Genomic DNA, 12,901 nt, shown 5'->3' with positions numbered 1-12,901 from the left:
AGGGCGGCTAAAGCCGCCCTTATTATCGTTACAGAGTACGAGCAATCTCGACGGTTTCGAATACTTCGATTTGGTCGCCTACGCGAACATCGTTGTAGTTCTTAACGCCAATACCACATTCCATACCATTGCGAACTTCAGCAACGTCGTCTTTGAAGCGACGTAGCGATTCGAGTTCACCTTCGTAGATAACAACGTTATCACGTAGTACGCGAATTGGCGCGCTACGCTTGATGGTACCTTCGGTCACCATACAGCCAGCAATTGCACCCAGCTTAGGTGACTTGAACACATCACGAACTTCAGCCAGACCGATAATTTGTTGTTTGAACACAGGAGACAGCATACCTGTCATCGCTGCACGAACTTCATCAATCAAATTATAGATAACGCTGTAGTAACGTAAATCAACACTTTCACTTTCGATAGTCTTACGGGCTTGTGCATCGGCACGTACGTTAAAGCCAACCATGATAGCGTTAGAGGCAGCCGCTAAGGTTGCATCCGTTTCAGTCAGTGCACCCACACCGCGAGCGATGATGTTCACTTTCACTTCGTCGGTAGACAAACCAGTTAACGAATCAGTAATCGCTTCGAGTGAACCTTGTACGTCTGCTTTAAGAACGATGTTCAGTTCTTTCACTTCGCCGTCTGTCATGTTCGCAAACATGTTTTCTAGCTTAGATTTTTGCTGACGTGCCAGTTTCACATCACGGAACTTACCTTGACGATACAGGGCAACTTCGCGAGCTTTACGTTCGTCACGAACGACTGTTGCTTCATCACCTGCAGACGGAACGCCTGACAGACCTAGAATTTCAACAGGAATAGATGGACCCGCTTCAGTGATTGAACGACCGTTTTCGTCTTTCATTGCACGAATTTTACCGTACTCAAGACCACACAGAACGATATCACCTTGGCGCAGCGTACCTTCTTGAACCAGAATCGTAGCCACAGGGCCGCGACCTTTGTCCAATTGTGATTCAATGACCACACCGGCAGCCATACCATCACGTACCGCTTTCAGTTCGAGAACTTCAGCTTGCAGTAAGATACCTTCTAACAGTTCGTCAACGCCTTCACCTGTCTTAGCTGAAACGAAGGCAAACATGTTGTCTCCACCCCAATCTTCAGACATAACACCGTGTTGTGACAATTCGCTCTTAACGCGATCGATATCCGCTTCCGGTTTATCCATCTTGTTCACAGCCACGATTAATGGCACGTTACCAGCTTTAGCATGTTGAATAGCTTCGATTGTTTGCGGCATTACACCGTCATCGGCAGCAACAACTAGTACAACAATATCCGTTGCCTTGGCACCACGGGCACGCATTGCGGTAAACGCGGCGTGACCAGGAGTATCAAGGAAAGTGATCATGCCATTTTCAGTTTCAACATGGTATGCACCGATATGCTGAGTAATACCACCGGCTTCGCCAGCAGCCACTTTAGCGCGGCGAATGTAGTCGAGTAACGAAGTCTTACCGTGGTCAACGTGACCCATGATAGTCACAACTGGTGCACGAGATTCTAGCTTAATGCCATCTTCATCATCACGGTCTTGTAGCACTTGGTGCTCAAGCTCGTTTTCACGGATAAGCACAACTTTATGACCCATTTCTTCAGCAACTAGCTGGGCAGTCTCTTGATCTAACACTTGGTTGATCGTGACCATAGAACCCATTTTCATCATCTGTTTGATGATTTCAGTCGCTTTCACTGCCATTAAATGCGCAAGTTCAGAAACAGTAACAGTTTCACCGATACGCACATCACGGCTCACTGCTGCCACAGGCTTATTGAAGCCATGCGCCATAGACTCAGGTGCAGTACTGCGGTTACGCATGTGTTTTTCACGGCCGTCACGGGCATCTTTGCCGCCACGTTTTTTCGCGTTGCTCTTGTTACGAGCACGACGTCCGCGTTTTTCTTCATCCAGATCAGAAGTATCTTCAGCAGCACGAGCTACTTTAGATGTCGTGATGTGATGATCACCGTTTTTCTCAGCTTCTAAACGTTGGCGCTCTTCTTCGGCCCAGCGCTTAGAATGTTCTTCAGCGAGTAAGCGAGCAGTTTCTGCCGCTTTAGCCGCTTCTTCGTCTTGCTTACGTTTGGTTGCCGCTTCTTGCGCCGCTTTCAAACGTTCAGCTTCTAGACGAGCCGCTTCTGCTTCTGGTGACATATCTTTAACCACTTTCACTTCGGCTGCTGCTTTAGCTTTCGCCTTGGCTTCTGCTTCCACTTTTGCCTTAGCATCTGCTTCAGCTTTCACTTTTGCTGCCGCAGCAGCTTCTGCTTCGGCCTTTGCTTTTGCCAAAGCTTCTGCTTCGGCTTTCGCTTCTTCTTCAGCCTTCAGAGTAGCCTCATTAGCATCACGCTTAACGAAAGTTCGTGTTTTACGAACTTCAACTTTAACATCTTTAGATTGACCACCATTACCGGCCACACTTAGGGTCGATACGGTTTTACGCTGCAGCGTCATTTTCGTTGGCGCATTTTCGCCACCGTGCTGCTTTTTCAGATAATCCAGTAACTGCTGCTTTTCAGCTTCAGTCACTTTATCAGCTTGGCCTTTCTTAATTCCAGCCTGAGAGAATTGCTCAATCAGACGTTCAACACTTTTACCCACTTCCGTGGCCAATTTCTCTACGGTAGTATCTGCCATCAGTTAAATCCCCCTGTTGATCGACTTATGCTTCTTCGCCAAACCAACAGATATTGCGGGCTGCCATGATGAGCTCACCTGCTTTTTCTTCTGTCAATTCTTCAATTTCGATCAAATCATCAATGCCTTGTTCAGCCAAGTCTTCTAGAGTCACAATACCTTTGCTAGCGAAAACATAGGCTAAGTGTCTTTCAACACCTTCAAGTGCTAGCAACTCTTCACTTGGCTCCACACCATCCAGTGCTTCTTCAGTAGCGAGAGCTCGAGTTGAGATCGCCGCTTTTGCACGTTCACGTAAAGCTTCGACGAGATCTTCGTCAAAACCGTCAATCGCCAATAGTTCAGACACAGGCACATAGGCAACTTCTTCGAGCGACGTAAAGCCCTCATCTGCCAGTACTTGTGCAAAATCTTCATCGACATCCAGTGAGTTAACAAATAAATCAACCACCTTGGCACTTTCTGCCTGATGTTTCTTATTCATATCTTCCACTGTCATAACGTTCAGAACCCAACCAGTTAGTTGTGTTGCTAAACGTACGTTCTGGCCATTACGTCCAATGGCTTGTGCCAAACTATCGGCTTCAACAGCGATATCCATAGAATGGTTATCTTCGTCGACTATGATAGAGGCAACATCGGCTGGCGCCATGGCATTGATCACGTATTGTGCTGGATTATCATCCCACAACACGATATCAACACGTTCGCCACCCAGTTCATTCGAAACGGCTTGTACACGCGCACCGCGCATACCCACACACGCACCGATAGGATCGATACGGCGATCATTCGACTTAACGGCGATCTTAGCGCGAGCGCCTGGATCACGAGCAGCGCCCATTATTTCAATCAGTTCGTCAGCGATTTCAGGCACTTCAACACGGAAAAGCTCGATCAGCATTTCAGGTTTAGTACGGCTTAAGAATAACTGTGCACCACGAGCTTCTGGACGTACTGAGTACAATAATGCACGCACACGGTCACCAGGGCGGAAAGATTCGCGTGAAATTAAGTCTTCACGGAACAATACGCCGTCAGCGTTATTACCTAAGTCAACCACTACGCTCTCGCGAGTTGCTTTTTTGACCACACCAGTGATTAACTCACCTTCTTGATCTTGGAACTGCTCAACCACTTGCGCACGTTCAGCTTCACGTACTTTCTGTACGATCACTTGCTTAGCGGTTTGAGTGGTAATACGGTCAAACACCACTGACTCGATATCGTCTTCGATAAACTCGCCAGGCTGGATGTCCGGATTTTCGTAACGTGCCGCTTCTAAAGTGATTTCACGATAAGGGTTTTCTAACGCTTCACCGTGGTCATCAACTACCATCCAACGACGGAAAGTATCATAACCACCGGTTTTACGATCGATAGCAACACGAACGTCAATATCACCTTCGTACTTTTTCTTGGTTGCTGTGGCCAGAGCAATCTCTAGCGCTTCAAAAATTTTCTCGCGTGGAACGGCCTTTTCATTTGAAACCGCCTCAGCGACTAGCAGAATCTCTTTATTCATCTCGTCTTGCCTCGTTCACCTTGAAACCATCAAAACTTAGCGATTAAGTTGCCTTTGCGGATATTATCCAATGCGACAACTAACTCTTTACCATTCACTTTCAGCGAGAGCATTTGCCCGTCGACCGCAGTGATGGCGCCTTTTAAATTACGACTGCCGTCAACCGGCATAGTCAATTGAAGCTTTACATCCTCGCCTACATAGCCCGCGTACTGCTCAGCAGTAAATAAGGGTCTATCTACGCCTGGCGAAGAAACCTCTAGGGTATATTCTGTAGAAATAGGATCTTCAACATCGAGTACAGCACTGACTTGGCGACTTGCATTGGCACAATCTTCAATATTGATACCATTCTCACCATCAATGAACACTCGCAGTGTGGAATGCTTACCCGCTTGAACATATTCAATGCCCCACAGCTGAAAGCCTAATGCTTCCACAGGTACTTTGAGCATTTCTGCCAGTCTGAATTCTAACGTTGCCAAGATTGACCCCCGAAAAAACAAAAAAGGGCTTAATAGCCCTAGTACAACGCCACATACGAAGCATGCGACAAATTTAAAAGTCCCAGATAACAAAAAACCCCGTAATCACGAGGTCATTAATTTCAAGAACCTGTAAACCATAACGAATTCAAAAACTATTCGTTACTAGGAGCTGGTTGCGGGGGCCGGATTTGAACCGACGACCTTCGGGTTATGAGCCCGACGAGCTACCATGCTGCTCCACCCCGCGTCAACTGTGTGCAAGTATATTGACTATCGTCATTTCTTGCAATAACTAAGAGAGAACTTATCTCGTCTATCTTAGTTATATTTGGTGCCGAGAGCGGGACTTGAACCCGCACGACCGTTAGGTCACAGCCACCTCAAGGCTGCGCGTCTACCAATTTCGCCACCTCGGCGACACCTTTTACTAGTCAGGAATTTTCGTTTCTGACTTTTGGGTTCCTTGCTCAACTGGTTGGGTAACCTGTTCAGTGTCTGAACCTAAATCTTTCCATGAATCTTCATTTTTTGCGTGGTTTGCACTTAAATTACCAATAAGCAGACTTAAAGTGAAAAACGCAATGGCAAGAATCGCCGTACTGCGTGTCAGGAAATTACCTGAACCGCTTGAACCAAAAAGAGTACCTGATGCACCGGCGCCAAAAGAGGCCCCCATGTCAGCTCCCTTACCTTGCTGAATTAATACTAAGCCTATTAGACCTAATGCAACCAACAAGTAAATAACTACTAGAACTTCATACATATTATGCGCTCATCGCTATGGTACACAGACTTAAAAACTCGCTAGAGTTTAAGCTAGCACCGCCAATCAGTCCACCATCAACATCAGGTTGGGCAAATAAATCTGCAGCATTACTCGGTGTCACACTACCACCGTAGAGAATCCTGATATTTTCTCCGATAAACGGAGACACTTCAGAGAGGCGTTTGCGAATAAACGCATGAACTTCTTGTGCCTGCTCTGGTGTAGCACTTTTACCTGTTCCTACAGCCCAAAGCGGCTCGTAGGCGATAATAGCGTTATCAAAAGCCATAGTGCCATTTTTCTGGATCACTATATCCAACTCTTCAGCAATCACCTCAAAGGTGCGTCTTGCTTCACGTGCTGGACCTGACTCACCCACACATAAAATTGGAGTTAAGCCATGCTTTTGTGCAGCGGCGAATTTCTCCGCTACGATATTACTCGTCTCTCCGTACATACGGCGACGTTCTGAATGCCCGATAATTACATATCGACATCCTGAATCTTTGAGCATCTGACCTGAAACTTCTCCGGTATAAGCGCCAAAGTCATGTTGACTTAGGTTTTGTGCGCCCATCCTAACAAGTGAACCGTCTAACGCTTCCTTGTTTGCTTCTAGCAGTTGCCTAACGCTCTCTAGATAGATAGAAGGCGGGCATAAAACCACTTCAGCTGAATCATTTTGGAGCTTAGAGGCAAATTTTTTGAACAACTCTTGGGCTAATGCCGCACTGCCGTTCATCTTCCAATTGCCAGCTACCATAGGACGTCTGAGTGCCATCACTGTCTCCTCTGAAAGCGGCGTGAATAATAGCGAACCACTTATTAAGTTACAATAGCTAAATTCGAATTTTTTCAGATATCAGGTTGGAATGCTTATTTTTTACACGCCAAAGCTGTTTTCTGTTCATTTGTGCAGCTAACACCTTAATTTTAAATTGGTATCAGCCGCACTCATTACAAAATTAGCAAATATTAGCTTGCCGATTTTACCGCATCCGCAATCAAATTTGCGTGCGCCAATACTGCACTATGATCGTCACCTTCAACCATGACACGGATCAAAGGTTCAGTACCTGACTTACGTAATAATACTCGGCCACGCGCGCCCAGTTGAGATTCAACCTGTGCCTGCGCCGCTTTAACTTTATCTGACTTAAGAGGGTCGTGCTCGCCTTCAAAGCGCACATTGACTAACACCTGCGGCAACATTTCCATCGCAGAAGTCAGTTCTTCTAGCGTGGCATTCTGACGACGCATAGCCGCTAACACTAAAATCCCCGCAACTATGCCATCACCAGTTGTGCCGTGATCAAGATTGAGGATATGCCCTGAATTTTCACCGCCGATGCGCCAATCGAGTTCTTTAAGTAGTTCCATCACATAACGGTCGCCCACTTTCGAACGCGCAAAGGGGATGTCTAATGCTTGCAAGGCGAGATCAAGCCCAAGGTTTGACATTAACGTACCAACTACACCACCGCGTAATACGCCACGGGATTTCGCATCACAGGCCAGAATATATAAAATTTGATCGCCGTCGATCACTTCGCCTTTGCTGTTGACCATCATAATACGGTCACCGTCACCGTCGAGTGCGATGCCTAAATCGGCACTTTCGGCTAGAACGGTTTCACAAATTTTGCCCATGGACGTCGCGCCCACTTTATCATTGATGTTCATCCCGTTGGGTTTATCACCAATGGCAATCACCTCGGCGCCTAACTCACGAAACACTGCTGGCGCTATGTGATAAGTTGCGCCATGGGCACAATCAACCACAATTTTTAGCCCAGTTAACGTGTGTTCTGCAGGAAAATTACCTTTACAATACTCAATATAACGGCCACGGGCATCTTCAATACGCGATACCTTCCCCAATAGATGCGATTCAACACAAACGAGGGGCTTTTCAAGCTCGGCTTCAATTTCTAGCTCTAGGTTATCGTCTAACTTACTGCCGTCGGTGGAAAAAAACTTAATACCATTATCGTAATACGGATTGTGTGACGCGCTGATCACCACCCCAGCTTCGGCGCGAAACGTGCGCGTCAAATAGGCTACTGCTGGCGTTGGCATAGGTCCCATTAACATCACATTAAGGCCTGCAGCAGAAAGGCCAGCTTCTAATGCTGACTCAAACATATAGCCCGAAATACGGGTATCTTTACCTATAATCACCTTTTTGGTACCACTGCGGGATAACACGCGCCCCGCCGCCCAACCTAACTTAAGCGCGAGCTCAGGCGTCATTTGACCTGAACCGACTTTTCCCCGAATACCGTCAGTTCCAAAAAATTTACGTTCTTTCATATCGCTCCACAAACTCAAATGTGTCCCAATGATTTGGGATCATAATATTAATTAAATGCTTAACGAGAGCATAACGATGCTTAAAAATACGCTTGTGTCGCTTGTAACACCTTGAGCATATCCACAGTTTCAGTAACATCATGCACACGAATGATATGAGCGCCCTTTTGGGCCGCTATCATAGCGCCAGCAAGGCTCCCAGCAAGACGTTCTGAGGTCGGTTTTGCTAAGAGGTTTCCTATCATGCTCTTACGAGACAATCCTATCAATATCGGTAAATCAAACTGGGCAAAACAGTCGAGCTTCGCCAGTAATTCATAGTTATGTTCTAAGCTTTTACCAAAACCAAATCCCGGATCGAGTATTAATAATTCACGGGGGATTCCTGCTCGCAAGCAAGCTTCAATCCGCTCAGTTAAAAAGGCAGAAACTTCTTCAATAACATTATGGTAAGTCGGTGAAAATTGCATGCTTTTGGGTTCGCCTTGCATATGCATTAAGCATATGGGGACTTGCAACTCTGCAGCAGCTTGAAGCGCACCAGGCTCCATCAGGGCACGCACATCGTTAATCAAATGTGCGCCCGCAGCAACAGCTTGACGCATGACTTCAGGTTTACTGGTATCGACCGAAATCCACACATCATGGTGCGCCGCAACATATTTCACCAACGGGATCACCCGCGCAAGTTCATCGGCTAAGCTCACCTCGGCGGCGCCAGGTCTTGTCGACTCACCGCCAATGTCTATCATTCCCGCACCTTGAGCCACCATGTCATCGGCATGCTGACAAGCAAGCTCATAGGAAGAATATTGGCCACCGTCGGAAAAAGAATCGGGAGTGACATTAAGAATCCCCATCACAATGGGTGAAGATAACGCGAGGCGTTTAGTGCCAGCAATCAGTTCAAACACGCATTTACTCCTGTAATACGAACACTTACGATTTTACTCACTGGCATAACTGGCGTCATTAATTTCAAGCCTTCATTTTTTATCTGAAAAGACCAATGTCAGAAGATAAATATCAATGGTGGCAGAGAGTATCAATGACAGCGCAGTCAAATTGCTAACAAGGTAAAACAAGAAAACCCCTTTACGGGGTTTTCTTTGGTTTCACAACACATTACTTAGCTGGAGATTCATCAGGATCTTTCAGTTCTGGCTCAGCAGGAGCAGTCACACTGTCTTCAGCTTTCGCTGCTGGTTCACCATGACCATTGCCTTTATCGTTAGAACCACTGTCATCTACTTGCCAATCAGCAGGGTGACGCACTTCACGACGTTTCATTAAATCGTCAATTTGAAGTGAATCAATGGTTTCATACTTCATTAAAGCTTCTTTCATTGAGTGCAGAATATCGAGGTTATCCGTCAATATCTGTCTCGCTCTAGCGTAGTTTTTGTCGATAAAGACTTTTACTTCAGCATCGATAATGGTTGCAGTTTCATCGGACATCGCTTTGGCTTTACCCATGCTGCGACCTAAGAAGACTTCACCATCTTCTTCTGCATACAGCAATGGACCTAACTTGTCCGAGAAGCCCCACTGAGTCACCATGTTACGCGCAATAGATGTCGCGTATTTGATGTCCTGTGATGCACCAGTCGACACTTTCTCAGTACCGTAGATAAGCTCTTCTGCTAAACGACCACCGTAGGCGACCGAAATTTGGCTTTCTAACTTACGACGGCTCTGGCTCACTGAGTCAGCTTCAGGTAAGAAGAAAGTGACACCCAGCGCACGGCCGCGAGGAATGATAGTCACCTTGTGCACAGGATCGTGCTCTGGCACTAAACAACCCACAATCGCATGGCCCGCTTCATGGTAAGCAGTCATTTCTTTTTCGGCTTCAGACATCACCATAGAGCGGCGCTCAGCACCCATCATGATTTTATCTTTTGCACGCTCAAATTCTTCCATGCCTACAACTCGGCGATTTCCGCGAGCCGCAAACAGGGCAGCTTCGTTCACTAAGTTAGCTAAATCAGCACCCGAGAAACCTGGCGTACCACGGGCAATCACACTTGCCTTCACATCTTCAGAAAGCGGTACTTTACGCATATGCACTTTCAAAATCTGCTCACGACCACGAACGTCTGGTAAGCCAACGACCACTTGACGGTCAAAACGACCCGGACGTAATAACGCAGAATCGAGTACGTCTGGACGGTTAGTTGCCGCGATAACAATAACGCCTTCATTACCTTCGAAGCCATCCATCTCAACCAGCATTTGGTTCAGTGTTTGCTCACGTTCATCATGACCACCACCTAAACCCGCGCCACGTTGACGACCGACAGCATCGATTTCATCGATGAAGATAATACAAGGTGCAGATTTTTTCGCTTGTTCAAACATGTCACGCACACGGGATGCACCGACACCAACAAACATTTCCACGAAATCAGAACCTGAAATAGTGAAGAAAGGGACTTTAGATTCACCCGCAATGGCTTTCGCCAGCAAAGTTTTACCTGTACCTGGAGGACCCACCATCAGTACGCCCGTTGGAATTCGGCCGCCCAATTTTTGGAATTTAGTGGGGTCACGCAGGTAATCAACCAGCTCTTTCACTTCTTCTTTTGCTTCATCACAACCGGCAACATCGGCAAAAGTAGTTTTGATCTGATCTTCGCTCATCAGCTTGGCTTTGCTCTTACCAAAGGACATAGCGCCTTTGCCACCGCCGCCTTGCATCTGGCGCATGAAGAAAATCCATACCCCGATAAGCAATAACATTGGGAACCAAGAGATGAAGATTTGGGTAAGGAACCCTGACTCTTCGGCTTCTTGGCCCTTCATAGTGATGCCTTTACGATCAAGATCATTAATTAAATCTTGGTCATATAACGGCATGATAGTAGTGAATTTTTCACCAGTTCGTTTAGCACCTTCAATAGTACGTTGGTCGCTCTTAACTTCAACAGTTGCGACCTGTCCATCACGGACATTATCTAAGAAGGTAGAATAATCCATCTTCTGCGATGACGAAGAAGAGGGGGAGTAACCCTGAAACACTGACATCAGCACAACGGCGATGACAACCCAGAGTATTAGATTTTTTGCCATGTCACTCAAATTACTAGACCTCATTAAGTCTTGCGATTATTAACGCTAGGTTACTACAACTTGTACCCTGTCGCCACAAGATAGACTTCGCGGGAACGAGCCCGTGAAGAGTCTGGTTTACGTGTTTTAACGACTTTAAACACTGCTTTTACCGCTTTCATGTATTCGTCAAAGCCCTCCCCCTGAAAGACTTTTACCGCAAAACAGCCATTAGGAGCCAATACTTGATGGCACATATCTAACGCCAATTCCACTAAATACATGGCACGGGGCTGATCAACACTATCTGAACCACTCATGTTGGGTGCCATATCAGACAACACAACGTCAACTTTAGCATCACCGACGCGAGTAAGTAATGCTTGAAGGACTTTATCTTCACGAAAATCCCCTTGCAAAAAATCGACGCCGACGATGGGATCCATAGGCAAAATGTCACAGGCGATGACTTTACCTCTATCTCCCGCTAATTTAACTGCCACTTGAGACCAACCTCCCGGAGCGGCACCGAGATCAACCACAGTCATGCCTGGGCGGATCAGTTGATCCTTTTGCTGGATCTCCTCAAGCTTAAACGCAGCGCGAGATCGCAAGCCCATTTTTTGGGCGAGTTTGACATAGTGATCATCAAAGTGTTCTAGCATCCAGCGATTAGAACTGGCCGTACGTTTTATACCTGACATTTAAAATCCGCAACAATTGAGAGTTACACAAAGGCTATATAAGGGTAGAATAGCCGTTTTTCAACAGTAACTCAGCAAAAGTTGGTAGAAATGAACTTAACAACCAAACAAAAACAGCATTTAAAAGGTCTAGCGCATCCGCTAAAGCCAGTGGTGCTGCTTGGTGCCAATGGATTGACTGAAGGCGTACTCGCTGAAATTGAAAGCGCACTCGCTTATCATGAACTGATTAAAGTGAAAGTAGCCTCTGCCGACAGAGAGCTAAAAAATGCCATCGTTGATGCCATAGTACGTGAAACTCAATCCGCAAAAGTGCAACTTATTGGTCATATTCTGGTGATTTATCGTCAATCACCAGAAATGAAAATTGCTTTGCCAAAGGCAAAGTAATTTTTCTTGATTTTATCGTGTTAACAAAAAGGCCATTCAATCGAGTGGCCTTTTTGTTTTCGCTGTTAATTTAAGCGATTAGCATAGCCCTAAGGTGTTTCAGAAATCACTTGTTCCTTATAATGCTCTGGCGTTAAGCCTAATAACTCAGGCAATGAGGTACCAACTGAAATAGAAGAGAATGTGCCGGTTAATATACCGATAAACATTGCAATCGAAAATCCTTCCAGCGGCCCACCGCCCATGATCCACAGCGCACCGACCGTCATTAAGGTTGTCCCTGATGTCACCATAGTGCGAGAAAACGTCGCCACAATTGCTTGGTTGTTAATGTCTTGAATCGCAAGCTTTGGCTTAGCAATCAATAATTCACGAATACGGTCAGCGATAATGATCGAATCGTTTAAGGAATAACCTAAAATCGCCAGCACAGCCGCAAGTATCGTTAAATTAAACTCCATCTGAGTCAAGGCGAAAAATGCCAGCACGAACACTACGTCATGCACTAAAGCGAATAGGGCACCCGATGCGAGTCGCCATTCGAAGCGATAACTTAAATAACCTAATATCGCCAGCATAGCGACTAACAGCGCCAAACCGCCCTGCTCTGCCAATTCTTGACCAATCTGCGGCCCGACAACACTGCTGTTAAGCACTTGCACTTCAGAGTTAAGCGGCGCTAATACCTGCTGAATATCGATATTACCTTGCTCTGTATCGGCACTCTTTATATCGGAATAGCGCAACACCCAACGTCCCGGCTCACTGGCGGAGACTACACTCACCTCTTGCTGATAAGCGGCATTAAGTAAAGGTTGCAATTCACTGCTGGTAATTTTTCTATCGATCTGCACTTCGGTGACGACACCGCCAGTAAAATCTAAGCCCCAGTTAAAACCTTTCACGCCGATGATGGTTAATGACACTAGCATCAACAAAATTGAGATAGCACTCGAAACATAACGCCATTTAGTTAGATTAATATTTTTCATG

The 12,901-nt window shown here is 46.2% G+C and carries 11 protein-coding genes and 2 tRNA genes; 1 reads left to right on the top strand and 12 read right to left on the bottom strand.

The annotated features are described in order from the left end of the window. Positions 1–28: 28 nt before the first annotated feature. The 11 genes from infB to rlmE form a co-directional block, all read right to left on the bottom strand. Positions 29–2,671 (bottom strand): translation initiation factor IF-2, encoded by a 2,643-nt coding sequence (gene infB, locus L5M10_RS08015; protein WP_105251699.1) that lies wholly within the window; start codon positions 2,669–2,671, stop codon positions 29–31. Between the two features lie 25 nt (positions 2,672–2,696). Then, complete coding sequence (gene nusA, locus L5M10_RS08010) at positions 2,697–4,196, bottom strand: transcription termination factor NusA (RefSeq protein ID WP_028761452.1); 1,500 nt, start codon at positions 4,194–4,196, stop codon at positions 2,697–2,699. A 29-nt stretch (positions 4,197–4,225) separates the two neighbouring features. Then, a complete protein-coding gene (gene rimP / locus L5M10_RS08005; RefSeq protein ID WP_006082718.1) occupies positions 4,226–4,681 on the bottom strand; it encodes a ribosome maturation factor RimP in 456 nt (151 codons plus the stop codon). Between the two features lie 173 nt (positions 4,682–4,854). Then, positions 4,855–4,931: transfer RNA gene (locus L5M10_RS08000), tRNA-Met, on the bottom strand. A gap of 82 nt (positions 4,932–5,013) precedes the next feature. Next, positions 5,014–5,100, bottom strand: a tRNA-Leu gene (locus L5M10_RS07995). 11 nt (positions 5,101–5,111) lie between these two features. Continuing rightward, positions 5,112–5,447: a preprotein translocase subunit SecG gene (gene secG / locus L5M10_RS07990; protein WP_028761453.1), complete on the bottom strand. Its 336-nt coding sequence runs from the start codon at positions 5,445–5,447 to the stop codon at positions 5,112–5,114. Between the two features lies 1 nt (position 5,448). Then, positions 5,449–6,231: a triose-phosphate isomerase gene (gene tpiA / locus L5M10_RS07985; RefSeq protein ID WP_006082720.1), complete on the bottom strand. Its 783-nt coding sequence runs from the start codon at positions 6,229–6,231 to the stop codon at positions 5,449–5,451. A gap of 194 nt (positions 6,232–6,425) precedes the next feature. After that, complete coding sequence (gene glmM, locus L5M10_RS07980; RefSeq protein WP_263146892.1) at positions 6,426–7,763, bottom strand: phosphoglucosamine mutase; 1,338 nt, start codon at positions 7,761–7,763, stop codon at positions 6,426–6,428. An 80-nt stretch (positions 7,764–7,843) separates the two neighbouring features. Then, on the bottom strand, positions 7,844–8,677 hold the full coding sequence (gene folP, locus L5M10_RS07975) for a dihydropteroate synthase (protein WP_263146889.1): 834 nt from the start codon (positions 8,675–8,677) through the stop codon (positions 7,844–7,846). 211 nt (positions 8,678–8,888) lie between these two features. After that, positions 8,889–10,859: an ATP-dependent zinc metalloprotease FtsH gene (gene ftsH / locus L5M10_RS07970; protein ID WP_263146886.1), complete on the bottom strand. Its 1,971-nt coding sequence runs from the start codon at positions 10,857–10,859 to the stop codon at positions 8,889–8,891. Between the two features lie 29 nt (positions 10,860–10,888). Then, complete coding sequence (gene rlmE, locus L5M10_RS07965) at positions 10,889–11,518, bottom strand: 23S rRNA (uridine(2552)-2'-O)-methyltransferase RlmE (protein WP_006082724.1); 630 nt, start codon at positions 11,516–11,518, stop codon at positions 10,889–10,891. A gap of 90 nt (positions 11,519–11,608) precedes the next feature. Between rlmE and yhbY the strand changes: the two genes are divergently transcribed. Further along, a complete protein-coding gene (gene yhbY, locus L5M10_RS07960) occupies positions 11,609–11,908 on the top strand; it encodes a ribosome assembly RNA-binding protein YhbY (protein WP_006082725.1) in 300 nt (99 codons plus the stop codon). 89 nt (positions 11,909–11,997) lie between these two features. Here the strand turns inward: yhbY and secF are convergent, their stop codons facing one another. Further along, a complete protein-coding gene (gene secF / locus L5M10_RS07955) occupies positions 11,998–12,900 on the bottom strand; it encodes a protein translocase subunit SecF (protein WP_028761458.1) in 903 nt (300 codons plus the stop codon). Position 12,901 lies beyond the last annotated feature (1 nt).

Origin of the sequence: Shewanella sp. SM32, assembly GCF_025654235.1 — a bacterium.
In the GTDB taxonomy this organism is placed as follows: Bacteria; Pseudomonadota; Gammaproteobacteria; order Enterobacterales; family Shewanellaceae; genus Shewanella; species Shewanella oncorhynchi.
Note: the sequence above shows the minus strand (reverse complement) of the source record. Positions and strands in the feature narration are given on the sequence as shown.